Origin of the sequence: Leucobacter sp. Psy1 (assembly GCF_020096995.1) — a bacterium.
Taxonomy (GTDB): Bacteria; Actinomycetota; Actinomycetes; order Actinomycetales; family Microbacteriaceae; genus Leucobacter.
On the sequence record NZ_CP083692.1, the window covers coordinates 1,322,141 to 1,346,723 of the forward strand.

Genomic DNA, 24,583 nt, shown 5'->3' on the forward strand with positions numbered 1-24,583 from the left:
CGGGCGAAATGATCGTATTCTCTAGGGGAACACGACGGAATTCGACGTGAAACCGCGAGAATGGTGGGGGATCAGCGCGCAGCGAGCCGAGCGGCACCCACGATGCCCGCGTTGTTGCGGAAGTGCGCCGGAATGACCTCGGCCCGCACGCTGGCGAAGGGGAGGTACTCGTCGCTCGACTTGCTGATGCTGCCGCCGATGACGATGCGATCGGGCCAGAAGAGCTGCTCGATGTGCACGATGTACGCGCGCACGCGCTCCGCCCACTCGCTGAGCGAGATGCCCTCGCGCTCGATGTTCTTCGGCGACGCGTACCGTTCGTAGTTGCGGTGCTCGCCGAGGTCGAGGTGTCCGAGCTCGAAGTTGGGCACCAGGACGCCGTCGTGGATGAGCGCCGCGCCGATTCCCGTGCCGAACGTGAACACGAGGGTCACGCCGGAGCATCCGGCGACGGCACCGAACGCGCTCTCTGCGATGCCGGCGGCGTCGGCGTCGTTCACCACGTACGCGGGCGAGCCGATCGCATCCGACATGAGCGCGACGGCGTCGAGATCGATCCAGCTCTGATCGATGTTGGCGGCGGTGCGCATGATGCCGTGCTGCACGACGCCGGGGAGAGTCACGCCGATCTTCGGGGTGACTGACCTGTCCAGGATGCCGTTCTCATCGAGTTCGTCGCGGATCGCTGAGACCATCTCGGCAACGCTCGCGGCGACCGCGTCGGGCATGCCGCCCTCGGGAGTGAGCGACTTGTGACGCTTCGTCAGCTTCTCGCCCGTGGCGATGTCGACCGCCGCCCCTTTGATGCCGGTGCCGCCGACGTCGATGCCGATCGCGAGCTCCGTCGACTCTCCCGTGTGCTGTTCCATGGCGTCAGCATATCGAGTTGGCGGCATGTCACGCGAGCGCGCGCTGGACGCGCGCGAGCGAGACCGGTTCGGCGGTGCGCAACTGCTGCGCGAAGAGGCTCACGCGCAGCTCCTCGATCAACCAGCGCGCCCGCGTGAGCCGTTCCGGAGCGTCGGGCGGCAGGGGGATCTTTCCGCCGGCATCGGCGAACGCCGCGAGCGCGCGATCGACGTCGTTCTGCCTGACGCGGTCCCTGCCCGCGTCACCGGTCAGCGCCTCCATGCGCAGCCGCACGGCCTCCAGGTAGACGGGCAGGCGTTCCAGCTGAGCGAGGCCGGTCCGCGACACGAACCCGGGGTACACGAGTCCGTCGATCTGCTGCGCGGCACCAGCGACCTGCCCGAGCACCTGGAGCGACTTCGCGCCCTCGACGGCTTTTCTCGCGAGACGGGCACCGTCGAGCACGCGCGCGGTCAGAGCGATGGCGCGGTAGATCTCGTCGATCAACGATCTCGCGTAATCGTCGGCGAGCGCCTGGAAGGCGCGTTCGGACCACACGAGTCCGTCGGGCGCGTGCCTGCGGATCACGGCATCCGCCACCGCCAGCGAGACGTCGGCGATCGTCTCGTCGAGGCTGCGGTAGGGGCCGGCGCCGAGCAACAGCTTCTCCTGGTTCGAGAGGTGGTCGCGCACGTAGCTGGCCGGAGAGGGTGAACTCAGCGCGACCAGGCGCCGAAGCCCGCGCCTGCTGAGCCGCGCCTGCTCCTCCGCATCGGCGACAAGGGCGAGATCGACGTGCTTGCGCCGGTCGACGAGCGCCGGATACGCGCGCACCACGCCGCTCCCGGTTCCGCGTTTGCCCTTCGCGTAGGTGGAGTCCACGTGCTGCGGAATATCGCCGAACACCCACGAGGTCGCGCCCGTCTGCTCAAGATCGCTCTTCGGCATGGCAGCGGCAGCGACCCGAGCCACGCCGGCCGTGGCCTGCGACTGGTGCGCGCGCTGCAGCTCGCGGAGGTCCTTGCCGGTGCCAACGGTACGACCCCTCCCGTCGATCACGCGGAAGGTCGGCGTCAGGTGGGCAGGGAGTCGCTGTGGATCGAAGTCGTCAGGCGACACGCGGACGCTCGTGCGGCGCTGGATCTCGGCCGCGAGGAGCGCGGTGAGACCCGTGGCCGGATCCTGACCCGCACCGCCTCCCGGACCAGCGGCATCCAAGCGCGGTCCGACCGCTTCGAGCAGTGTCCGCGCCCAGTCCGCAGCGGGGACCACGTGCTTCCGGATCGCCTTCGGCAGTGTCTTGAGCAGCGCCGTGACGAGCTCCTGGCGCAGTCCGGGAACGAGCTGTTCGAACTCGGCCCCGTCGAGGCGGGGGAGCAGTGGCAGCGGGACGGTGACCGTCACACCGTCGTCGTCGGCGGTCGGATCGAAGCGGTACTTCAGACGCAGCTTCTGATCGCCCGAGCGCCACTCGCGCGGGAACTCGCGTTCGTCGACCTCCGCCTCGGCGTCCTCGAGCAGGTCCTCCCGGCGCAGCTTCAGGAGGTTCGGGGTCTTCCGCTGCGCCTCCTTCCACCAGCCCTCGAACGAGCGCGTGCTCGTGACATGCGCGGGGATCCGCGCGTCATAGAACGCATAGATCGCGTCGTCGTCGGTGACGAGGTCGCGCCGTCTCGTGCGCTCCTCCAACTGCTCGAGCTCCCTCCGCAGCTGTCGGTTCGCGCGATCGAACGCCTGCTGCGAATCCCAGTCCCCGTCGACGAGCGCGTGACGGATGAACAGTTCGCGCGCGTGCGCCTCATCGAAACGGGACAGCTGCACCCGGCGCTGCGAAACGATCGGGACCCCGTACAGCGTGACCCGTTCGTACGCGACGGCGGCCCCCTGCGACTTCTCCCACCGAGGTTCGCTGATCTGGCGCTTCGCGAGCGGACCGGCGAGCTCCTCGGCCCACTCCGGGTTCACGACGGCGTTGCTGCGGGCGAAGAGCCGGCTCGTCTCGACGAGCTCGACGCTCATCACCACCTCCGGCGGCTTCTTCGCCAGCACCGAGCCCGGGTAGAGCACAAAACGCGTGCCGCGCGACCCCAGATACTCCTGCGCGGGGCGGCGCTTCGGGGCGCCGCGTCCACCTGAGGCGCGCGGGGCGCCGCGATCCTGCCGGTCGTCGCGCACCCCGAGCTGGGAGAGGAGGCCGGCGAGCACTGAGCGGTGCACGGCGTCGCCGATCCCGCCGGACCCTTCCCCGCCTTCGGTTCCGGCCCCGCCCTCGACCCGTGCCCCGCGCGGCCCCCGTGCGATCCGCTCGATCTGCCTGACGAGATCCATCCACTCGCGCACGCGCAGGAAGTTCAGGTACTCAGCCTTGCACATGCGCCGGAAGCTGCTCGATGAGCGTTCGCGCTGCTGCTCCTGGAGGTAGTTCCACAGGTTCAGCAGCGTCATCAGGTCGCCTTGGGGGTCGGCGAAGCGGGCGTGCAGTTCATCGGCGCGGCCCCGCACCTCGGCGGGGCGCTCGCGCACGTCCTGCACTGTCAGACCCGCGACGATCGCGAGGACTTCGGGGACGACGCCGTGCCGGCGCGCCTCGACGACCATGCGCGCGAACCTCGGCTCGATGGGGAGACGCGAGAGCTCGCGCCCGATCTTCGTGATGCGGTGGCGCGCGGGTTTCGTGCCGGATCCGCGGCGCCGAGCCTTCCCGCGACCGCCATCGCGACCGCCGTCGCCCGTGCCGGCCGGTGCAACTGCGCCGAGCTCGGTGAGGAGGCCGAGGCCGTCGGCGACGCCGCGCGGGTCGGGTGGGGTGAGGAACGGGAAGTCCGCGACCTCTCCGAGATCGAGGGAGAGCATCTGCAGGATCACCGAGGCGAGGCCGGTGCGGGTGATCTCGGGGTCGGTGAACTCCGGCCTGGTCAGGTAGTCGTCTTCTCCGTAGAGCCGGATCGCGATGCCCGGACTCGTGCGACCCGACCGGCCGGAGCGCTGATTCGCGCTCGCCTGGGAGATCGCCTCGATCGGGAGGCGCTGCACTTTGGATCGCGAGCTGTAGCGGGAAATGCGTGCGGTGCCGGCGTCGACGACGTACCGGATCCCCGGCACCGTCAGCGATGTCTCCGCGACGTTCGTGGCGAGTACGACCCTGCGATGACCGGGCTTCCCCGGCTCGAAGACCCGGTGCTGCTCGGCTGCCGAGAGGCGACCGTAGAGGGGGAGGATCTCGGTGCGGGTGCCGCGGAGGCGCCCGCCGAGCGCGTCGGCGGCGTCGCGGATCTCCGCCTCGCCCGAGAGGAAGACGAGGATGTCGCCCGGCTCCTCACGCGTCAGTTCGGCGACGGCGTCGCCGATGCCCTCGAACAGGTCGCGCTCCTCCGTGATCGTCTCGGCGGTGCCGTTCTTCCGCTGCACCTCGCGCTCGCGGGTGAGCGGCCGGTACCGGATCTCCACCGGGTAGGTGCGCCCGGAGACCTCGATGACAGGTGCCGGTTCACCGGTCGTCGGGTCGGCGAAGTGGCGGGCGAACGACTCGGGGTCGATCGTCGCTGACGTGATGATCACCTTGAGGTCGGGGCGGCGCGGCAGCAGCGTTCTGAGATAGCCGAGGAGGAAGTCGATGTTGAGGCTGCGCTCGTGCGCCTCGTCGATGATGATGGTGTCGTAGGCGGAGAGGTCCCGATCCCGATGGATCGCATTCAGCAGGATCCCGTCCGTCATGAGCCTGATCCGCGTCTCTTCTGAGACACGGTCGGTGAAGCGCACCTGGTAGCCGACGAGACCGCCGAGCTCGGATCCCAGCTCCTCTGCGACGCGCTCGGCGATCGTGCGGGCGGCGATGCGGCGGGGCTGGGTGTGCGCGATGCGCTCGCGCCCGAGATCCAGTGCGATCTTCGGCAACTGGGTGGTCTTGCCCGACCCGGTCTCGCCGGCGACGATCACGACCTGGTGCTCCGAGATCGCAGCCGCGATCTCCTCCCGCATCTGGCTGACGGGCAGCTCCTCCGGGAACTCGATGCTCATGATCACCCATTATCCAACGTCCGCCCGCTGCACCCCAATGCGCGGTTTCGGGTGGTGCTCCGCGTACACTGGCCCCAGCGTGCCCGCGATCGCCGCGGCCGCCGACCGCCACCGAATCGGAGGGATCAGCGAAGACCATGACAGCGATACCAGCACCCCGCATCCAGCTGAACGACGGCCAGAGCATCCCCCAGCTGGGCCTGGGCGTCTTCAAGGTCGAGGCCGGCGAGGCCGAGCGGGTCACGAGCGACGCGCTCGAGGTCGGATACCGGCACATCGACACCGCCTCCTTCTACGGGAACGAGGCAGAGGTCGGCCGGGCGATCGCCGCGTCGGGGATCCCGCGCGACGAGATCACCGTGACGACGAAGCTCTGGAACACCGATCAGACGCGAGCGCACGAGGCCTTCGACGAGAGTCTCGAGCGCCTAGGGCTCGACTCGGTGGATCTCTACCTCATCCACTGGCCGCAGCCGATGTACGGCGAAGCTCTCGGCGCGTGGCGATCGCTCATCGAGATCGTCGGTTCCGGTCGGGCGAGCTCGATCGGGGTCTCGAACTTCGAGATCGAGCACCTGCAGCAGCTGCTGGAGGAGACGGGGGTCGTTCCAGCGGTCAACCAGATCGAGCTGCACCCGATGCACCAGCGGCGCGAGCTCGTGCAGTTCTGCCGTGACCACGACATCGCAGTGGAGGCGTGGGGCCCGCTCTCGCAGGGCAAGTCGGACCTGCTCGAGCGCGACGCCATCGTCGAGACCGCCGCCGCGCACGGAAAGACGCCGGCCCAGGTGGTCATCCGCTGGCACGTGCAGCACGGGACCATCGTCTTCCCGAAGACGTCGAAGCGCGAGCGCATGATCGAGAACGCCGACGTTTTCGATTTCGCGCTGACCGACGCCGAGATGGCGGCCATCGACGCCTACGAGACGGGTCGCGGCTTCGGCGCGGACCCGCGCACGTTCGACCTGCGCTGAGAGGATCCCCGATGACTGAGACGACGCGCACCCCCGTCACGATCACCCTCACGGGAGCCGGAGGGCAGATCGGTTACGCGGCACTGTTCCGGATCGCCGCGGGCGACATGCTCGGACCCGACCAGCCGGTCAGGCTGCGTCTGCTCGAGATTCCGCAGGGCATGCGCTCGGCTGAAGGGACAGCGATGGAACTCGCGGACTGCGCCTTCCCGCTGCTCGCGGGAGTGGAGCTCAGCGACGACCCCGCCGTCGGATTCGATGGCGCGAACATCGCCATGCTCATCGGTTCGCGTCCCCGCACCGCCGGCATGGAGCGCGGTGACCTGCTCGAGGCCAACGGTGCGATCTTCGGACCGCAGGGGCGCGCGATCGGGGAGCGGGCGGCAGACGATGTCCGCGTCATCGTCGTGGGTAATCCGGCGAACACCAACGCGCTCATCGCCCAGCAGCACGCCGAGGGAGTTCCCGCTGAGCGATTCACGGCGCTCACCCGACTCGACCACAATCGCGCGGTCGGCCTGCTCGCGGCTGAGGCTGGCGCCCCCGTCGCGGACATCGATGGCGTGACGATCTGGGGCAATCACTCGGCGACGCAGTACCCCGATCTCAGCAGTGCGACGGTCGGAGGGCGACCCGCGCTCGAGGTCGTCGACCCCGACTGGGCGCGCGGTGCATACATCGACCGCGTGGCGAAGCGCGGAGCGGAGATCATCGAGGTTCGCGGCGGTTCGTCGGTCGGTTCGGCGGCGAACGCCGCCATCGAGCACGTGCGCGACTGGGTGCACGGCACGGGGGAGCGCCGCATGAGCGCCGCGGTGGTCTCGCGGGGCGAGTACGGGGTGCCCGAGGGACTCATCTCGTCGTTCCCCGTCCGTTCAGTGGGCGGCGCGTGGGAGGTCGTGGAGGGGCTCGACGTCGACGCGTTCTCGCGCGAGCGGATCGACGCGTCGGTGGCCGAGCTGGTCTCGGAACGCGACGCCGTCCGGGAGCTCGGTCTGATCGACTGAGGCAGGGGCGGGTGGACATCCGCGCCCCCGCGTCACCCCTAGGATAGAGAGCATGTCCAAGGTTCTTTCATCTCTTCCCGTGGGCGAGCGCGTCGGCATCGCCTTCTCCGGCGGTCTCGACACCTCGTGCGCGGTCGCGTGGATGCGCGAGAAGGGCGCGGTGCCCTGCACGTACACCGCAGATATCGGTCAGTACGATGAGCCCGACATCGACGGTGTCGCGGATCGTGCCAAGGAGTACGGCGCCGAGATCGCGCGCCACGTCGATGCCAAGCGCCCCCTCGTCGAAGAGGGCTTCGTCGCCCTCCAGTGCGGCGCGTTCAACGTCCGCTCCGGCGGCAAGACCTACTTCAACACGACGCCCCTCGGGCGCGCGGTTACGGGGACGCTGCTCGTCCGCGCCATGAAGGAGGACGGCGTCGACATCTGGGGCGACGGCTCCACCTACAAGGGCAACGACATCGAGCGCTTCTACCGCTACGGGCTCATGGCGAACCCCGCGCTCCGCATCTACAAGCCGTGGCTCGACGCCGACTTCGTCAGCGAGCTCGGCGGCCGTCACGAGATGAGCGAGTGGCTCGTCGCCCACGGCTTCCCCTACCGCGACGCGACGGAGAAGGCGTACTCGACCGACGCGAACATCTGGGGAGCGACCCACGAGGCGAAGAAGCTCGAATTCCTCGATGCCGGTCTCGACATCGTCGAGCCGATCATGGGTGTGGCCGCCTGGCGCGAGGACGTCGCGGTCGAGACCGAGGAGGTGTCGGTGCGATTCGAGGCCGGCAGGCCCGTCGCGATCAACGGCGTCGAGTACAGCGACCCGGTCGCCCTCGTATTCGAAGCGAACGCCATCGGCGGCCGTCACGGTCTCGGCGTTTCCGACCAGATCGAGAATCGCATCATCGAGGCGAAGTCGCGCGGCATCTACGAGGCGCCGGGCATGGCGCTGCTGCACATCGCCTACGAGCGGCTCGTCAACGCGATCCACAACGAGAACACGCTTGCGTCGTACCACACCGACGGACGCAAACTGGGTCGCCTCATGTACGAGGGGCGATGGCTCGACCCCGAGTCACTCATGCTCCGCGAGGCGCTGCAGCGCTGGGTCGGTTCGGCGATCACCGGCGAGGTCACCCTCCGCCTGCGCCGCGGCGACGACTACACGATCCTGAACACGACGGGATCGAACCTCAGCTACCACCCCGAGAAGCTGTCCATGGAGCGCACGGTGGGTGCGGCGTTCGGCCCCGAGGACCGGATCGGACAGCTGACGATGCGCAACCTCGACATCGCGGACTCGCGTCAGCGACTCGAGCAGTACGCGCAGCTCGGCCTGGTCGGCGGCGCGACCGCTGAACTCGTCGGCGAACTCGAAGCGGGCGGCGCCGAGCAGATCGCCGAGGCCGTCTCGGGCATCGACGAAGAGGGCGACGCGCTCGGCCTTTCCGCCGCGTTCGACACCGGCACCGACTAGCGCCGCAACGGACCGTAGGCACGCGAAAGGCCCCGGGGATTCCCCGGGGCCTTTCGCGTGCTGAGTGCGACGTGCGACTCAGGAAGCGCGACGCGCGCGAGCGGCGCGACGCTTCAGCGCCCGACGCTCATCCTCGCTGAGCCCGCCCCACACGCCGGAATCCTGGCCCGTGTCCATGGCGTACTGCAAGCACATCTCGGTGACGGTGCAGCGTGCGCACACCGACTTCGCGCGCTCGATCTGATCCACCGCGGGTCCGGTGTTGCCGACCGGGAAAAAGAGCTCCGGGTCAACCGTGAGGCAAGCTGCCTGCTCGCGCCAATCCATACTGTGTCCTCCTCATGTGCATCGCACGCACGCGAAGATACCAGTGGCTGGGTAGCCTGATCTCGCGCCGTAACTGTTCAACGTGGCTGAGTATGCTCACGTCGGCGTGCGCGAAACTCGACTGCATATATGGTTTCACGGAACTCCAGTCAAATCAATAGTGAATTTCTGAAATGTGAGACCATGCTGTGGGTGCGCCGCGCGGGTGACCCGGGGAGGAAACGTACATGCAGCAGGGGCAGGGGAGTCACGACGGGGTCGAGGCGCGATCACGTGCGGCGTGGCGGGTGCTCGTCGCGGTGCTGATCGTGGAGGCTATCGGAGGCGTCGCCCTGATGTGGCCGGTCGTGCAAGCGGTGTTCGCGCCGACGCACGATACGCTCGGTGCGCGCGTGAGCGTGCTTCTGGCCGTCGTGCTCGCCTGGGCGTGGGTGTGCGTGACTCTGGCCGGTGCGGTCGTGAAGCGCGCGCCGTGGGCGCGCGGTTCGGCGATCACCATTCACGTGCTCATGTTCGCCGCGGGCACCGGAGTGCTGCAGGGGATTCTCGGAACGCCGCTGCTCGGCTGGCTGCTCGTGATCCTGGCGTTCCTGGGGTTCTTCTCCGCGCTGCTCGCTCGCCCGACCGTGGTGGATGGCGCGGCAGGATCCGCGGTGCCCGAGGTTCGCTAGCCCCGCTCAGCGGTGGCCGCCTACGCGCCGAGGAGCTTCCGGACGCGTGCGACGTGCCCGGTCGCCTTCACGTTGTACAGTGCGTGCTCGATTTTGCCGTCCGCATCGATGACGAACGTCGAGCGGATGACGCCGTTCACGACCTTCCCGTAGAGCTTCTTCTCGCCGTACGCGCCGTAGGCGTGGTGAACGGCGTAATCGGTGTCGCTCAGCAGTGGGTAGGGGAGCTCGTCGCGCTCGGCGAACCGCTTCTGCTTCACGGGATCGTCGTGGGAGATGCCGAGCACCTGGATTCCCGCCGCGAGCAGAGGCTCGACGGCGTCCCTGAAGTCGCAAGCCTCGGTCGTGCAGCCGGGGGTCATTGCCTGCGGGTAGAAGAACACGACGACTCGCTGACCGCGGAAGTCGTCGAGCGATACGGTGTTGCCGTCCTGGTCGCTGAGGGCGAAGTCGGGTGCGGGGGCGCCGGGTTCGAGGATCACACGATCAGTCATGCCACCAGCCTACCGACAGCGGGGCGTTGCCGGGGAGCGCACGAGGGCTTCAGCGTTCGGCGGACCTGTCGGCTGACCGGTCGTGCAGGAGTCGCCTGAGCGATTCCACGCGTTCGGCACCGACGGCGTCGAGTCTGCCGTCGGCGATCGCGGCGTCGAGCTCGCAATCGGGAGCGTCGGCGAGGTGGGTGCACCCCCTGGGGCACTGGTCGATGAGCGGCGCGAGGTCGTGGAAGCTGCGGAGGATCGACTCGGCATCCACGTGGCCGAGACCGAACGAGCGCACGCCCGGGGTGTCGACAACCCAGCCGGGAACCGCGTCGAGGCCCACGAGGGACGGGTCGGTGCGCAGCGCGATCGACGACGATGAGGTGTGACGGCCGCGGCCGGTGACCTCGTTGACGTGCCCGGTGGCCCGGTCCGCGTCGGGCACGAGTGCGTTGATGAGCGTGGACTTGCCGACACCCGAGTGGCCGACGAAGACGGTGGTGCGGCCGGCGAGCGCTTCGTGGATCTCTGCGAGGGGTTCGGCGCCCACCTGCGAGCGGAACACCGGGATCTCGAGTGAGGCGAAGGTCTCGAGAAAGGGTTCGGGGTCGGCGAGGTCGGTCTTCGTGATGCAGAGCAGGGGGGTGATCCCTGCGTCGTATGCTGCGGCCAGGTATCGGTCGACGAGGCGCACCCGCGGCTCGGGGTTCGCTGCGGCGATCACGATGAACATCTGATCGGCATTGGCGACGATCACCCGCTCGACGCGATCGCTGTCGTCGGCGCTGCGCCGGAGCAGCGTACGCCGGTCGCCGACGCTCACGATCCGGGCGAGGGAGCCCTCCTCGCCGCTGACATCGCCGACGAGCTGCACGCGGTCGCCGGTGACGATGGCCTCGCGACGCAATTCGCGTGCGCGGCTGGCGACGACGGTGCGCTCGCGGGCGTCTTCAGGATCGGCGCCCGCCGCGACGAGCACCGCGTACCTGCCGCGGTCGACGCCGGTGACCATGCCGCCGACGGCGTCGGCGTGCTCCGGGCGGCGCTTCGTGCGCGGGCGGTTGGCCTTCGGGTTGGGCCGTGCGCGGACGGTGTGGTCCGCGTACTCACCGTAGGGCTCGTCGGCGTCATCGTCGTCGAAGTTCAGCCAGCTCATGTCGATCCGGCGCCGTCAGAGCCCGAGCGATGAGAACGGGGACCCGAAAGGATCGGCGGTCGAGGACTCCTCTTCGCTGCGCCCGGGGTCGTCGACGCCGAGCATGCGGTGCCACAGCTCCGAGAACTGCGGCAGGGTCTTGCTCGTGCTCTCGATGTCTTCGACGGTGACGTTCGCGACGCGGAGTCCGATGAGGGCGCCGGTGGTGGCCATACGGTGGTCGGCGTAACTGCGCCAGAGGTCGCCGTGGAGCTCCGCCGGCTCGATGGCGATGCCGTCGTCGAGCTCTCGGGCCCGGCCACCGAGGCGATTGATCTCCGCGACGAGCGCAGCGATGCGATCCGTCTCGTGGTGACGGATGTGGCCGATACCGGTGATCTCGCTGGGGCCGTCGGCGAGTGCGGCGAGTCCGACGAGTGTCGGCGCGAGTTCTCCGGCCTCCGGCACGTGCAACCGGACGCCGCGGACGGTGCCGGTGCCGGTCACGGTGAGGACGTCGCCATCAAGCGAGGCCTCCGCACCGAACTCGGGAAGCAGCGTGCGGAGTTGGTCGCCCACCTGAGTCGTGCTCGACGGCCAGTGGGGCACGCTGACGCGGCCGCCGACGGCGAGGGCAGCCGCGAGGAAGGGAGCGGCGTTCGACAGGTCGGGCTCGATGCCGAGGTCGCGGGCGCCAATCGGGCCGGGGGCGACGCGCCACTCGTTCGGTGCGGGCGAGTCGGCATCGACGCCTCGCTCCCGCAGCGCCTCGAGCGTCATCTCAATGTGGGGGAGGCTCGGCACCCGCTCACCGGTGTGGACGATATGCACGCCCTCGTCGAATCTGGGCGCCGAAAGGAGGAGACCCGAGACGAACTGGCTCGAGAGAGAGGCGTCGATCTCGACGCGGCCGCCGCGCAGGCGCCCGGCACCGTGCACCGTGAACGGCAGCGCGCCGCGCCCCTCGTCGGAGATATCGGCACCGAGCTCGCGCAGCGCCTCGAGAATGGTGCGCATGGGGCGCTTGCGGGCGTAGGGGTCACCGTCGAACGCCGTGGGCCCGAGCGCAAGAGCAGCGACGGCGGGGACGAAGCGCATGACCGTGCCGGCGAGCCCGCAGGCGATGCTCGTCGATCCGGTCAGCTCGTCCGCCGGCCGGATGCTGAGGTCTGCGCCGAACGGCTGGTCGCCGGCGATCTCGGTAATGTCCGTTCCCAGGTTCCGCAGCGCATCGATCATGAGCGCGGTGTCGCGGGAGTGGAGCGGCGCCCTCAGGCGGCCGACGCCGTCGGCGAGGGCGGAGAGCACGAGCTCGCGTCCGGTGAGGGATTTCGATCCGGGCAGGGCCACGCGGGCGTCGAGTCTGGCCGGCGCGACGGGCGCCTCCCAGGGCGGCGGGGCGTCGTCTGCGGTCTCACCGCCGCGCACTTCGTCGCCGTCTTTTCCGGGGTTCATCTTTCCAACCAGCATCGTGTTCGAGTGTAGCGGGGGAATAGTGCGGTCACCCGACGAGTTGCACTCGGGGAGCGGGTCCGGCGGGCGGACCGGCACAGATCGCGGAGGTGGCCGTGCCAGCACTGGATCTCGTGGAGCGCCTAGGATCGGGGAGTGTGAGCGGACCCGATGAGACCCCGATGGCGTCGAGCGCGCGCTTCGAGCGAGACGCGCTGCCTCTGCTGGACCAGCTGTACGGTGCGGCGATGAAGATGACGCGGAATCCGCAGGACGCGCAGGATCTGGTTCAGGAGACGTATCTGAAGGCGTACGCCGCGTTCGACAGTTTCGCGGAGGGCACGAACCTCAAGGCGTGGCTGTACCGGATCATGACGAACTCGTACATCAACGGGTACCGGAAGAGGCAGCGCGAACCGTTCCTGGGCGCCGTGGACGATCTCGAGGACTGGCAGATGGGCGGAGCGGAGTCGACGACGGCGATGTCGTCGCGCTCGGCCGAGGCCGAGGCGATCGATCGCGCCCCCGACTCGGTGGTGACGCGGGCGCTCAACGCCCTGCCGGAGGATTTCAGGATGGCGGTCTACCTCGCCGACGTCGAGGGGTTCAGCTATCAGGAGATCGCGGACATCGTCGGAGTGCCGATTGGCACCGTGATGAGCCGCCTGCACCGCGGTCGCGGACGTCTGCGCACGGCGCTCCGCGAGTACGCGTTGGAGCAGGGCGTCGCCGTCGATCAGCGGGGCCGAGCCGGCACGAAAGCCGTGCGACAGAGAACGGGCAGCGACAGCGCCGACAGCGAAAGCGACAGCGCCGACAGCGAAGGAGGAGCGGAATGACCGAGAACGAGTGCGCGCAGGCGCGTGCGAACATCGAGGAGCTCATCCGGGGCGAGCAGTGCGCCGGGCAGCGCGAGGCCCTGATGCGGCATCTCGAGGAGTGCGATGACTGCCGCTCGGAGGAGCAGGTGTGTCATCGGCTGACCGAGGCGGTGAAGCGGGCCTGTGCCGAGTCGGCCCCGCAGTCGCTGCGGGAGGCGATCCGGATCGGTCTGCGCGACCTGCACCGCGCCTAACGGGCGACGCTGATCCCCTCGAGGGGGATCCGGGAGTTGGTGTTGCACTCGGGGAACCCTGAAACGCCCTCGGCGATGACGTTCGTCGGCGTGTAGTTGTAGAGCCACTTCGCCGGCGCGTCCTCGGCGACCTGTCTGGCGGCATCGGCGAGCAGTCGCTCGGTCTCCGGGATGTCGTCAGACGCGATGGCGTCGGCGTAGAGCCCCTGCACCCGCTCGCTGTCGTACCCGAGGTAGGACCGGGGGTCGGCGTAGCGCTTGATGTCGCGCGCGTCGGCGTGGTCGACGTAGCTCAGCTGGAAGTCCCGGTTCGTGTAGACCTCGTCGATCCAGGCCGAGAACGGAACGCGCTTCACGCGCACGCTGACGCCGACCTCGGCGAGCTGCGTCGTGATGAGGTCGAGCGGTGCGGCGTCGTAGAACTCGGGGGCGGTGAGGGTGAGACTGAGGTTCGTCTGGCCAGCCTCCGCGAGCAACGAGCGCGCCGCCGTGGGGTCGTACGCGTTGATCGAGGTGAGGTCCTCGTAACCGGGCTCCGGTTCGGGGATCGGGCCGCCCAGCGGCTTGCCGTCGCCGTTCTGCGAGTCGATGATGGCGTCGGGGTCGATGGCGCGGCTCAGCGCCTCGCGCACGCGCGGGTCGTCGAGCGGGGGCCGGTCGCTGTTGAAGGCGAGGGTGAAGACGTCGCTGCCTTCGGCGCGCACCATGCGGAAGGAGGTGTCCTCCTCGAATTCCGGGCGCAGCGAGGGCAGCAGCGCCGTGTGCACGTCGACGTCACCGTCGTGGAGCGCGTTCACGGCGTCGCGACCGTCGACCAGGAACCGGAAGGTGGCGCGATCGATCTCCGGTTCGGTTCCCCAGTAGTCGTCGACGCGGGTCAGGGTGAGCTGCTCGCCGCGTTCCCAGTCGTCGAAGCGGAAGGGTCCCGTGCCGTTCGTGTCCCTGGTGAGGTCGGTGTGGTCGCCGCTCTCGAAGATGAGTCCTTCTCGGCCGGCGAGGTACCAGAGGAGGTTGTTGTTCGGCTCGTCGAGGGTGATCGTCACGGTGCGACCCGAAGCGGTGACCTCGGCCCAGTTGTCGTCGCCGAGCGTACCGCTGTTCAGGGTGGTTTCGAGGGATTCGACGACGTCGTCCGCGGTCAGCGCGGACCCCGAGGCGAAGCGGACGTCATCGCGCAGCTCGAACTCGTACTTGCGTCCGTCGTCGCTGATCTCGGGGAGCGCTGTGGCGAGCACGGGCCGGTAGGCATCGATGGATCCCACCTCGAGGCCGATGAGCCCCTGGTACACGTTGTCGATGAGGATCTGATCGAGCGGCGCACCGGGAGTGCTGCGGATATCGAGATTCTGCGGTTCTGCGATGAGGCCGATCGCGATGCGGTCGCCGGCGGTTCTCACCACGAACGCCCACACCGCCGACGCGACGAGTGCGAGCGCGAGCGCCGCGGCGATGGCGAGCGTCGCTCGACGTCCCGGCCGGCGGCGCGACGCGGGCGACGGCTCCGCTGCGGCGGCGGTGGGTGACTCCGACACGGTGGGGGCTCCTGTCCGGGGTACGTGCGCGAGCTCGTTCGGGCGCGCGAAAATGATTCGAGTGATGGTTCACGCGCGCCGGTGCACGATCGTCGGTAGCCGACATTACGCCCCGTGGCAGGGTGCGCGGGCGCGGATCGCGTGTTTGTTGCGGTCTTGTTATGCGCCGCTCAGGCGGCCGCGGACGTCAGCGCAGCGAGGATCCGGAGGACCGTCGGCAGGTCTTCAGCAGCAGCGGACTCGCTCGACGGCGCGAACTCCGTGATGTCGGCCCCGGAGAGCGGCAGTGCGCCGACGGCGGCGCGAATCGCGGCCGTCAGTTCGGCCACCGTCACCCCGAACGGCAGCTGCGAGTGCACCGACGAGAATTCGGCGGGATCGAGGATCCCCAGACCGACGTGCACGTAGAGGTGAGTGGCGCCGGTCTCCGCCAATCGCGTGCGGATGCGTTCCGCGAGCGCGTCCGGACCGTCGACGCCGTCCGGGCCGACGTCGATGGTCGTCAGACCGCGCCGCTCGATCTCGGCAAGCTCGTCGATGTCGAGATCGCGGGCCCCGACGAGGGTCACGGCCGCGGGGGAGATCGGGTGGGAGAACGTCAGATCGGCGACACCGTCGCCGAGCGCGTGCCGCAGGGTCATGCAGGCGGCGGCGCCTGTCGCAGAGGTGCTCGGGTGCTCCAGTCCAGCGTCGGCATCGCACCAGAGCACCGCGAGCCCGTCCCCGTGAGCGCGGACCGCGGCGTCGAGGCCGGCGAGGCTGGTTGCGGTGTCGCCGCCGAGGGTGATCGCCGGCTCCGCCACGGAGCCGAGCACCTCCAGTGCCGCGTCGCGCGCCGCGAGAACACTGCTCAGTCTCGCGACGGGCGTGCCGAGCGCGTCACCCGCCTTGTCGGGCACCGCGATGTCGTGGCGCGCCCGGCTCGGAAGATCCTCGCTGAGCGCGTGCGCGCCGTCGATGAGCTGCATCGCCCGCGACGAGGGCGAACCCTGCCACTGGGGCATCCAGAGGTAGACCGGCTTCGACATACCCACATCGTACGCTCGCCGCTCGCGGTTTTCAGCTGTGACTACGGGACGGTGACGAAGTCGATGAGGTGCTCCACGCGGCCGATGAGCGCCGGTTCCAGATCGCGCACATTGCGCACCCGGCCGCGGATCCGCGACCACGCCTCAGCGATATCGGCCGGTTCGTCGCCCGGCCAGCCGAGCGCCCGGCAGATGCCGGTCTTCCACTCGATGCTGCGCGGAATCTCCGGCCACCGCTCGAGGCCGACGCGAGCCGGTTTCACGGCCTGCCAGATATCGACGAAGGGGTGCCCGACGATGAGCACATTGTCCCTCCATGGACCTTGCTCGATCGCCGCCGCTATGCGGCTCTCCTTGCTGCCCCGCACGAGGTGGTCGAGCAGCACACCGGCCCTGCGGTCCGGACCAGGACCGAACTCGGCGAGTACGGCTTCGAGGTTGTCCGCACCCTCCAGGAGCTCTACGACGACGCCCTCGACGCGGAGGTCGTCGCCCCAGATCTGCTCGACGAGTTCGGCGTCGTGCTTGCCCTCCACGAAGATGCGGCTCGGCATCGCGACCTTCGCCCGCTGATCCGCGACCGCGACCGACCCCGACGCGGTGCGCCGAGGGCCCTTCGGCGCCGCCTGAGGCATCTGGAGCGTGACCGGCTTCCCCTCGATCATGAAACCGTCGCGCAGGGAGAAGGCGCGCACCTTGCCCCGCCCGTTCTCGAGCTCCACGAGCCCCTGCCTGACCCCGACCACGGCGCCGCACCACTCCGTCTCGGAGTGCTCCACGATCAGGCCGCGCTTCAGCGTCACCGGGGTGCGCTGCTGCGGCCCGCGCTGCGGTTTCATGTCGGCCAGCACATCGCGGTCGTAGCGGGGATCGTGCATGGAGACGAGCCTACCGCGAGCGCGGTGGTACGGTGCTCGGGTGACCACAGAGGACCCGCCGGACGCGCAGCGCGGATCCCGGACCCCCGGACGCCTCCGCGGCCTCCTCGTCGACATCAGCCCCCTCCGGCAGAGCCCCGCCTTCGCGCGACTCTGGATCGGCACCTCCGTGGCGCAGATCGGCGCGCAGCTCACGGTGGTCGCCGTCGCGCTCCACGTGTACGAGCTCACCCACTCGACCCTCGCCGTCGCACTCGTCGCGCTGTGGGCGCTCGGCCCCATGATTCTCGCCGGCTTCCTCGGCGGTTCGCTCGCCGACACCTTCGACCGTCGGCTCGTCGCCCTCGGCACCTCGGTCGTGGCGTGGATCGCGATCGGCGCCATGACCACCATCGCATTCCTCGACGTCACCGCCACCTGGCCGTACTACGCGCTCGCGGCCGTGAACGCCGCCTCGGCCACCATGATGGGCACCGCCCGCGGCGCGATCGTGCCGCGCATCGTCCCCACCCAGCTTCTCCCCGCAGCCGCCGCGCTCAACGGCATCATGATGGGGACCGCCGTCACGGTCGGGCCAGCCCTCGCCGGCGTCTTCGTCGCCTCGTTCGGTTTCGCGTGGACCTACCTCGTCGACGCCGTGCTGTTCACGGCCGCGTTCGTCGGGATTCTGAGTCTGCCGCCCGTCGCCCCGGATCGCGGCGCCCACACGTCGCGCGGGCTCGGATTCTCGGCGGTGACCGCGAGCCTGCGCTTTCTGAAGCACGCCCCAAACGTGCGAGCCACGTTCATCTTCGACCTCATCGCCATGACGTTCGGGCAGCCCCGAGTCGTCTTCCCCGCAGCAGGCGCGCTGATCCTCGGCGGCGACGCCGTCACGGTCGGGGCTCTCACCGCCTCCTTCGCGGCCGGTGCACTGCTCAGCGGACTCGTCTCAGGACCGCTCGGACGCGTGCGACGACAGGGACGCGCCGTCACCGGCGCGATCCTCGCCTACGGCCTCTGCATCGCCGCGTTCGGCCTCGTGCTCCTCATTACGGGAGCCGTTCAGACCGGCACCGCCACCCCTGACGACCCGCGCGATGTCGTCTGGCCCGCGCTGATCCTCGCCTGCGCGACCCTCGCGGGCGCCGGGGCGAGCGACAACGTCAGCGCCGTCTTCCGCACCACCATTCTCCAAGCCGCGGCTCCCGACGACGTCCGGGGTCGCATGCAAGGACTCTTCTACGTCGTCGTCGCCGGAGGCCCGCGCGTCGGAGACCTCTTCGCCGGCGCGCTCGCCGCGGCGCTGGCGCTCTGGGCGCCCGCGCTCATCGGCGGCCTCCTCATCGTCGCGCTCATGACGGTGATGTTCCGCGTGTACCGTGGGTTCCAGCAGTACGACGCGGCCGCGCCGGTCCCGTGAGCGCCGAGCGCGACGGAACCGGGGTCGGGGCCGTTCTCACCGAGCCGAAGGAGCCCCTGTGACCGAGACCGCCGCCGCATCAGCCGCACCCGAGCCGACCGTGCTCTCGCGCCGGTCGGGAGCCGCCCTGCACGTGACGCTCAACCGGCCGCGCGCGATCAACGCGCTCACGCTGGAGATGTTCCAGCTCCTCGACCAGGCGCTGACCGAGGCTGTGGATGGTGGGTCGCGGCTCATTCTGCTCGACGGGGCCGGCGAGCGCGGGTTCTGCGGGGGCGGGGACATCAAGGCGATGTCGGCGGATGGTGCTCGCGACGCGCACGAGATCCTGTCGACCGAGTACGACGTCGATCACCGCATCGCCACGTCGCCCGTTCCGGTCGTCGGCATCATGGACGGCGTCACGATGGGCGGCGGCCTCGGGCTCACTGCGCACGCCGCCGTGCGCATCGTGACGGAGCGGAGCGTGCTGGCGATGCCCGAGGTGCGCATCGGCATCGTGCCGGATGTCGGGGGCAACGTGCTTTTCGCGCGCGCACCTGGTCGCATCGGCGAACTGCTCGCGATTACGGCGGGCACCATGGACGCAGGCGACGCGCTCGCACTCGGGTTCGCCGATCACTTCGTGCGATCGGAGCGCCTGCCCGAACTGTATGAGGCGCTCGAGAGTCTTCCCGCAGAGGGCGATGCCCGCGATGCCGTTCAAGAGACGGTGCGACGCTTCGCAGAAGCGCCGCCGGAGTCGGGTCTGCTCGAGGCTCGCGAGTGGTTCGACCCGATTGCGGACGCCGCCCTCGCCGGTGGTGATGCGGCCGCCGAGTCGGCCGCCGCCGCGGGAGCGCTCATCGAAGCACTGGAGTCGTCGGATGATGCGCGAGCCGGCGAGACCGCGGCGACGGTGCGGGCGATGTGCCCGGTCTCGGTGGCGGTCGCGATCGCGAGGATCGCCGAGACGCGGTCGCTCGACGCCGAGACGGGCACCGGCGACGACCCGTCGCGTACGGTGCTGCGGCGCGTGCTCGACGAGGATCTTCGCGTCCTCTCCGCGCTGGCGACGCACCCGAACTTCGCCGAGGGCGTCAGGGCTCAGGTCATCGACAAGGATCGCCGCCCGCGCTGGCAGCCGACGCGGATCGAGGATCTCACCCCGTCCGACGTCGAGGTCGTCGGGGCGACGCGCACGTAGACGCCGCTACGATCGAGGGGTGACAGCGCCCTGGGATCCCGACGCGGCCGCGACCGTCTACCTCGGCGATAACTTGCCGATTCTGCGGTCGATGCCGAGCGCCGCGTTCACGGTCGCGTACCTGGACCCGCCGTTCAACACGGGTCGCCTGCGTCAGGCCGAGCGGGTGCGCGGAGTGCCGCTCAGCGAGGGCGGCAACCGGCTCGGGTTCCGCGGCCTCGGGTACCGTGTGACGCGCCAGATGACCCTCGCGTACGACGACCGCTTCGGCGCGTACTGGGACTTCCTGGAGCCCAGGCTCGCCGAAACATGGCGCCTGCTCGCGCCAGACGGCACGCTCTACCTGCACCTCGACTATCGAGAGGTCCACTACGCCAAGGTGCTGCTGGACGCACTCTTCGGGCCGGAGTGCTTCTTGAACGAGATCATCTGGGCGTACGACTACGGCGCTCGCGCGCGGAATCGCTGGCCCACGAAGCACGAGAACATCCTGGTCTACGTCAAAGACCCCGAGCGGTACTACTTCGATGCCGACGCGGTCGATCGCGAGCCGTACATGGCGCCGGGTCTCGTAACGCCAGAGAAGGCGGCGCGCGGTAAGCTGCCGACCGACACGTGGTGGCACACGATCGTGTCGCCGACGGGGGCCGAGCGGACGGGCTACCCGACGCAGAAACCGGTCGGCATTGTGCGGCGAATGATCCAGGCCTCGTCGCGTCCCGGCGATGCCGTGATCGATCCCTTCGCGGGCAGCGGGACCGCCGGTGCGGCGGCGCTCGATCTCGGGCGGCGTTCGGTGCTCGTCGACGACAACGCCGAAGCGGTCGAGGTCATGCGTCAGCGGTTCGATGGACGCGGGGTGCGATTCGTGCCGTGACCGCGGCGCTGCCGTCGATCTGATCGAGGAGCATGCGGTGCAGCACGGGGTCGCGGCTCACCTCGGGGTGGAAGGCGACACCGGTGACGGGCAGTGTCGTCGAGGCGGCGCCGACGACTCTGCCGTCGACGTACGCGATCGGTCGGGCGGCCCCGCCCACGGCCGTGATCTCGGGGGCGCGGATGAGGGCTCCCCTCACCGTCGTACCGGGCTCGGTTCCGGTTTGGGATCCCGCGTCGGCGGTCCCGGGCGCGAGCACAAACTCTGCCTCCCGCGACGCGACCTGGGCGCCGAAGGCGTTGCGTCGCACCGTGACGTCGAGCACCCGGAGGGACTGCTGGCCGGGGGCGGGGTCCGCGACCCGTTCGGCGAGGAGGATGAGTCCGGCGCAGGTGCCGAGGGTCGGGATCCCGGCCAGGATGAGGTCGCGCAGCGAGTCGGCGATCCCGAGCCTGCGTGAGAGTCGGTCGATCACGCCGGACTCGCCTCCAGGGAGCACGAGCGCGTCGACGCGCGGTCCGTCGGGCCCCGCCGCGTGCTCGGGTCGGCGTACGAGCACGACCCTGGCGCCGAGCCCCTCGAGCACGCTCGCGTGCTCGGAGACACCACCTTGGAGGGCGAGTACGCCGACGGTCGGGGCGCCGGCGAGCCTCACCAGCCGCGCTCGGCGAGGCGGTGCGGTGCCGGGAGGTCGGCCACGTTGATTCCGACCATGGCCTCGCCGAGACCGCGCGAAGCGTCGGCGATCGCCCGGGGGTCGTCGTACTGCGCCGTCGCGGCGACGATCGCCGCGGCCCGCTTCTCCGGCGCGCCGGACTTGAAGATGCCCGAGCCGACGAAGACGCCGTCGGCGCCGAGCTGCATCATCATCGCGGCGTCGGCCGGGGTGGCCACGCCGCCGGCGGTGAAGAGCACGACGGGCAGGGTGCCGGTCTCGGCGACCTCGCGCACGAGATCGACGGGGGCCTGCAGCTCCTTCGCGGCGACGTAGAGCTCGTCTGCCGTGAGCGTGCGCAGACGGTTGATCTCACCGCGGATGGTGCGGATGTGCTTCGTCGCCTCCGACACGTCTCCGGTGCCGGCTTCGCCCTTGGAGCGGATCATCGCCGCGCCCTCCGTGATGCGCCTGAGCGCTTCGCCGAGGTTCGTCGCCCCGCACACGAATGGGACGGTGAAACCCTGCTTGTCGATGTGGTTCACGTAGTCAGCGGGGGAGAGGACCTCGGACTCGTCGATGTAGTCCACCTCGAGGGCTTCCAGCACCTGCGCCTCGACGAAGTGCCCGATGCGGGCCTTCGCCATGACGGGGATCGAGACGGCGGCCTTGATGCCGTCGATGAGGTCGGGGTCGCTCATGCGGGCCACGCCGCCCTGCGCCCGGATGTCTGCGGGGACGCGCTCGAGCGCCATGACGGCGACGGCGCCCGCGTCTTCGGCGATCCGTGCTTGCTCGGGGGTGACGACGTCCATGATGACGCCTCCCTTGAGCATGTCGGCGAGACCGCGCTTGACGAGAGGGGAGCCGGTTGCGGAGGTGTGGTGAGCGGTTGCTGAGGTCATATGGATCAGCCTGGCGGAGCGCATTGGTCCATATCAAGATCCAAGAACTGCAGAGTGAGGTGGACCAAAAGCGAGACGCATGGCAGAATGCTCCTGTGCGCAGAACCGGGCCGAGCGGGCCGAGCGAGATTCCGCTCCACCTCGATCGGACGGCCGAGGCGACGCTCCCCGTGCAACTCGCGGCCGGCCTCCGCGACGCCATCGACCGCGACACGCTTCGCGGTGGCGAGAGCGTGCCGCCGACGCGGGAACTCGCCCGTCGCGCGGGGGTCGCCCGCGGCGTCGTCGTCGCCGCGTACGAGCAGCTCATCGCAGAGGGTTACCTCCGCGCCGGCCACGGGCGCGGCACCATCGTGAACCCGGATCTCGGGCGCTCGGCGGGCCCGCGACGCGTCGCCGGGGGGAGCGAGCTCCGGGATCCGGAACCGACTCGCCGTCGACCACCCCTGGCGCCAGGCGCACCGCTCTCCGACGCGACGACCCGGCCTGCCTGGCGCGCTGCCTGGCGCGAAGCCGCGCGCCGCCCGCTGGCCGGATCGCCGCCCGCAGGCGACCCGAGACTCAGATACGAGATCGCGGAGCACCTGAGGCTCATGCGCGGAACGGCGCGATCGGCGGATGACGTGCTCATCACCGCGGGAGCCCGCGAGGGGTTGGGGCTGCTGCTCACCGCGCTCGGCACGACCAGGGGGCACGGGCTCGTCGTCGGGGTGGAAAACCCCGGGTACCCGTCGCTCCGCGGCGTAGCCGCTCGGCACGGGGCCCGGATCGTGCCGCTCGCCGTCGACCGCGACGGATTGCGCACGGCGGACCTGCCATCCGGTCTGCTCGATGCGGTGATCGTCACGCCGAGTCACCAGTATCCGGCGGGCGGGTCGCTGCCGCTCCAGCGCCGGCGTGAGCTGCTCGAGTGGGCCGGCCGCACCGGCGTCGTGGTCGTCGAGGACGATTACGACTCGGAACTCAGGTACTCGGGGAGCCCGCTGCCCGCCCTCGCGGCGCTCGACGATCCGCTCTCGGGCTCCGTGGTCACACTCGGCACGTTCTCGAGCACCGTGAGCCCCGCGCTGTCGGCTGGGTTCCTCCTCGCGCCTGCGAATCTGCGCGGGCTGCTCGAGCCGATCCGCGCGGATCTCGGTGCTCCGGTCTCGAGCGTCGTGCAGGTCGCCCTCGCCGAGTACCTCGCGGCGGGTGAGCTGCGCCGCAACATCACTCGCGTGCGACGCCGCACGAGTGCGCGACGCGACGAGCTCTCGGACACGCTCGCGGGGATCGCCGGCGTCCGTGTGCGGCCGATGAGCGGTGGACTGAACGCGGTGCTCGAGTTCACCGGCGCCCCGGATGCCGATGCCGAGCGGAGGATCGTCGCGCGCGCGTCCGCACCGACGTCGCAGTTCCCGACCGGTCTCGGGGTGGCGGCGCTCGGTGACTACTGGCAGCACCACCGGGGCGCGGCGGGCGCGGGGCTCGTGCTCGGGACCGGCGGACCTGACGAGGGGGAGTTCCGGGCGTCGATCGCCGAGCTTCGGGCCATGCTCGTCGCCGAGTCCCGTAGCCTGGACTCGTGAGCGTTGACACCCTGACCCCGAGCATGCAGAACTACCTCAAGGTGATCTGGGGACTGCAGGAGTGGAACGACGCCCCCGTCTCGAACTCCGCGATCGCGGAGAGCGCCGGCGTCCGGCTGTCGACCGTCTCCGACGCGCTGCGCAAGCTCGCGGAACAGGGGCTGGTCGGGCACGCCCGCTACGGCGACGTGTCGCTCACCGCCGAGGGGCGCGAGTACGCGATCTCCATGACCCGCAGGCACCGGCTGCTCGAGACCTACCTCGTGCGCCACCTCGGATACCAGTGGGACGAAGTGCACGACGAGGCCGACCGGCTCGAGCACGCCGTCTCCGACGAGCTGGTGGACCGCATCGACCACGCGCTCGGATACCCCACGCGCGACCCGCACGGCGACCCCATCCCGACGCGAGACGGAGAGGTGCGACGACCCGACGCCGTGCCGCTGGGCGAGGTCCCTGCGCCCCGCCGGGTGCGGATCGAGCGGATCTCCGACGCCGACAACGAGATGCTCCAGTACTTCGCCACCCGCGGGCTCGTCGTCGATGCGGTATTGGACATCGGCGAGAGCGCACCGTACTCCGAGACGGTCGAGGTCACCGTTGCGGATGCGAGCGGCCAGGGAGCCGGACCCTCTGCAGGGTCCGAGCCCGTCACCCTCGGGGCGTCGGCGGCAGCAGCGATCTGGGTCGCACCCATCGCTGAGCGGGACACGGTGTAGCTAGGCGATTTCAGCCACGGAATCCGTCGACTTCCGAGGCGCATCGCCCGCGAACTTGAGCCCGAGCACGCACCCGACGATGCCGGCGAGGAACAGGATCTTGAGCGCCGAGACGGGTTCGGTGCCGAGCGCCATCGAGACGGCGACGGTGAGCGCAGCACCGAGGCCGGTCCAAATGGCGTAGGCAACGCTGACCGGAATCGCGCGCATGGCGTATCCCAGACCGAGCATGCTGAGCGGCAGGGCGATCCCGAAGACGATCGCCGGGCCGAGCACCGTGAACCCGCGGGACTCGTCGAGCGCGATCGCCCAGGTCGCCTCGAGGAACGCGCTGGCGAGCAGGACTATCCAGTGCCGGGTGCCCGCCACG

At 69.9% G+C, this 24,583-nt stretch carries 23 protein-coding genes; 11 read left to right on the forward strand and 12 right to left on the reverse strand.

Annotated elements, in window-relative coordinates:
- Positions 1 to 71: 71 nt before the first annotated feature.
- Together ppgK and hrpA are read right to left on the reverse strand one after the other, a co-directional pair.
- On the reverse strand, positions 72 to 869 hold the full coding sequence (gene ppgK / locus K8P10_RS06230; protein WP_224780938.1) for a polyphosphate--glucose phosphotransferase: 798 nt from the start codon (positions 867 to 869) through the stop codon (positions 72 to 74).
- Between the two features lie 28 nt (positions 870 to 897).
- Positions 898 to 4,866, reverse strand: coding sequence for an ATP-dependent RNA helicase HrpA (hrpA, locus tag K8P10_RS06235; protein WP_224780939.1), 3,969 nt, complete (start codon positions 4,864 to 4,866; stop codon positions 898 to 900).
- A gap of 137 nt (positions 4,867 to 5,003) precedes the next feature.
- Here hrpA and K8P10_RS06240 point away from each other — a divergent pair, with 137 nt between their 5' ends.
- From K8P10_RS06240 to argG, 3 genes are read left to right on the forward strand one after another with little or no spacing between them, the layout of a single operon-like run.
- Positions 5,004 to 5,840 (forward strand): aldo/keto reductase, encoded by an 837-nt coding sequence (locus tag K8P10_RS06240; RefSeq protein ID WP_224780940.1) that lies wholly within the window; start codon positions 5,004 to 5,006, stop codon positions 5,838 to 5,840.
- Positions 5,841 to 5,851: 11 nt separating this feature from the next.
- Positions 5,852 to 6,847 (forward strand): malate dehydrogenase, encoded by a 996-nt coding sequence (locus K8P10_RS06245; RefSeq protein WP_224780941.1) that lies wholly within the window; start codon positions 5,852 to 5,854, stop codon positions 6,845 to 6,847.
- A gap of 52 nt (positions 6,848 to 6,899) precedes the next feature.
- Positions 6,900 to 8,321 (forward strand): argininosuccinate synthase, encoded by a 1,422-nt coding sequence (gene argG / locus K8P10_RS06250; protein WP_224780942.1) that lies wholly within the window; start codon positions 6,900 to 6,902, stop codon positions 8,319 to 8,321.
- A 78-nt stretch (positions 8,322 to 8,399) separates the two neighbouring features.
- On the opposite strand, the gene K8P10_RS06255 is transcribed toward argG, so the two are convergent.
- Positions 8,400 to 8,648 (reverse strand): WhiB family transcriptional regulator, encoded by a 249-nt coding sequence (locus tag K8P10_RS06255; RefSeq protein ID WP_208239240.1) that lies wholly within the window; start codon positions 8,646 to 8,648, stop codon positions 8,400 to 8,402.
- 227 nt (positions 8,649 to 8,875) lie between these two features.
- On the opposite strand from K8P10_RS06255, the gene K8P10_RS06260 reads away from it, so the two are divergent.
- A complete protein-coding gene (locus tag K8P10_RS06260; protein WP_224780943.1) occupies positions 8,876 to 9,319 on the forward strand; it encodes a hypothetical protein in 444 nt (147 codons plus the stop codon).
- Positions 9,320 to 9,339: 20 nt separating this feature from the next.
- On the opposite strand, the gene bcp is transcribed toward K8P10_RS06260, so the two are convergent.
- From bcp to aroA, 3 genes are read right to left on the reverse strand one after another with little or no spacing between them, the layout of a single operon-like run.
- A complete protein-coding gene (gene bcp, locus K8P10_RS06265; protein ID WP_224780944.1) occupies positions 9,340 to 9,813 on the reverse strand; it encodes a thioredoxin-dependent thiol peroxidase in 474 nt (157 codons plus the stop codon).
- 49 nt (positions 9,814 to 9,862) lie between these two features.
- Complete coding sequence (gene rsgA, locus K8P10_RS06270; protein ID WP_224780945.1) at positions 9,863 to 10,957, reverse strand: ribosome small subunit-dependent GTPase A; 1,095 nt, start codon at positions 10,955 to 10,957, stop codon at positions 9,863 to 9,865.
- A gap of 15 nt (positions 10,958 to 10,972) precedes the next feature.
- Positions 10,973 to 12,406: a 3-phosphoshikimate 1-carboxyvinyltransferase gene (aroA, locus tag K8P10_RS06275; protein WP_224780946.1), complete on the reverse strand. Its 1,434-nt coding sequence runs from the start codon at positions 12,404 to 12,406 to the stop codon at positions 10,973 to 10,975.
- 164 nt (positions 12,407 to 12,570) lie between these two features.
- Here aroA and K8P10_RS06280 point away from each other — a divergent pair, with 164 nt between their 5' ends.
- Together K8P10_RS06280 and K8P10_RS06285 are read left to right on the forward strand one after the other, a co-directional pair.
- Complete coding sequence (locus K8P10_RS06280) at positions 12,571 to 13,227, forward strand: sigma-70 family RNA polymerase sigma factor (RefSeq protein WP_224781225.1); 657 nt, start codon at positions 12,571 to 12,573, stop codon at positions 13,225 to 13,227.
- Positions 13,224 to 13,463: an alpha-ketoglutarate decarboxylase gene (locus K8P10_RS06285; protein ID WP_224780947.1), complete on the forward strand. Its 240-nt coding sequence runs from the start codon at positions 13,224 to 13,226 to the stop codon at positions 13,461 to 13,463. The genes K8P10_RS06280 and K8P10_RS06285 overlap by 4 nt, the downstream gene beginning before the upstream one ends.
- Here the strand turns inward: K8P10_RS06285 and K8P10_RS06290 are convergent.
- The 3 genes from K8P10_RS06290 to K8P10_RS06300 form a co-directional block, all read right to left on the reverse strand.
- Positions 13,460 to 14,995, reverse strand: coding sequence for an ABC transporter substrate-binding protein (locus tag K8P10_RS06290; RefSeq protein ID WP_224780948.1), 1,536 nt, complete (start codon positions 14,993 to 14,995; stop codon positions 13,460 to 13,462). The two genes, K8P10_RS06285 and K8P10_RS06290, sit on opposite strands and share 4 nt — an antisense overlap.
- 170 nt (positions 14,996 to 15,165) lie before the next feature.
- Complete coding sequence (locus K8P10_RS06295) at positions 15,166 to 16,023, reverse strand: arginase family protein (protein ID WP_224780949.1); 858 nt, start codon at positions 16,021 to 16,023, stop codon at positions 15,166 to 15,168.
- A 41-nt stretch (positions 16,024 to 16,064) separates the two neighbouring features.
- Complete coding sequence (locus tag K8P10_RS06300; protein ID WP_224780950.1) at positions 16,065 to 16,901, reverse strand: DUF3097 domain-containing protein; 837 nt, start codon at positions 16,899 to 16,901, stop codon at positions 16,065 to 16,067.
- Between the two features lie 40 nt (positions 16,902 to 16,941).
- On the opposite strand from K8P10_RS06300, the gene K8P10_RS06305 reads away from it, so the two are divergent.
- The 3 genes from K8P10_RS06305 to K8P10_RS06315 all read left to right on the forward strand — a co-directional run bounded on the left by K8P10_RS06305 (position 16,942) and on the right by K8P10_RS06315 (position 20,366).
- Positions 16,942 to 18,303, forward strand: a complete 1,362-nt coding sequence (locus tag K8P10_RS06305; RefSeq protein ID WP_224780951.1) for an MFS transporter — start codon at positions 16,942 to 16,944, stop codon at positions 18,301 to 18,303.
- 58 nt (positions 18,304 to 18,361) lie between these two features.
- Entirely contained in the window at positions 18,362 to 19,489 is a 1,128-nt protein-coding gene (locus K8P10_RS06310) for an enoyl-CoA hydratase/isomerase family protein (RefSeq protein WP_224780952.1), read from the forward strand.
- A gap of 91 nt (positions 19,490 to 19,580) precedes the next feature.
- Positions 19,581 to 20,366: a site-specific DNA-methyltransferase gene (locus tag K8P10_RS06315; RefSeq protein ID WP_224781226.1), complete on the forward strand. Its 786-nt coding sequence runs from the start codon at positions 19,581 to 19,583 to the stop codon at positions 20,364 to 20,366.
- Here K8P10_RS06315 and pdxT read toward each other — a convergent pair.
- Positions 20,320 to 21,021 (reverse strand): pyridoxal 5'-phosphate synthase glutaminase subunit PdxT, encoded by a 702-nt coding sequence (pdxT, locus tag K8P10_RS06320; protein WP_224780953.1) that lies wholly within the window; start codon positions 21,019 to 21,021, stop codon positions 20,320 to 20,322. The two genes, K8P10_RS06315 and pdxT, sit on opposite strands and share 47 nt — an antisense overlap.
- On the reverse strand, positions 21,018 to 21,926 hold the full coding sequence (pdxS, locus tag K8P10_RS06325) for a pyridoxal 5'-phosphate synthase lyase subunit PdxS (RefSeq protein ID WP_224780954.1): 909 nt from the start codon (positions 21,924 to 21,926) through the stop codon (positions 21,018 to 21,020). Before pdxS ends, pdxT begins: the two co-directional genes overlap by 4 nt.
- 95 nt (positions 21,927 to 22,021) lie before the next feature.
- Between pdxS and K8P10_RS06330 the strand changes: the two genes are divergently transcribed.
- Together K8P10_RS06330 and K8P10_RS06335 are read left to right on the forward strand one after the other, a co-directional pair.
- Positions 22,022 to 23,494, forward strand: a complete 1,473-nt coding sequence (locus K8P10_RS06330; protein ID WP_224780955.1) for a PLP-dependent aminotransferase family protein — start codon at positions 22,022 to 22,024, stop codon at positions 23,492 to 23,494.
- Positions 23,491 to 24,213 (forward strand): metal-dependent transcriptional regulator, encoded by a 723-nt coding sequence (locus K8P10_RS06335; protein WP_224780956.1) that lies wholly within the window; start codon positions 23,491 to 23,493, stop codon positions 24,211 to 24,213. Before K8P10_RS06330 ends, K8P10_RS06335 begins: the two co-directional genes overlap by 4 nt.
- On the opposite strand, the gene K8P10_RS06340 is transcribed toward K8P10_RS06335, so the two are convergent.
- Positions 24,214 to 24,582 carry a multidrug efflux SMR transporter gene (locus K8P10_RS06340; protein ID WP_224780957.1) on the reverse strand — a complete coding sequence of 123 codons (369 nt, stop codon included), beginning with the start codon at positions 24,580 to 24,582 and terminating at the stop codon, positions 24,214 to 24,216.
- Between the last annotated feature and the right edge of the window lies 1 nt (position 24,583).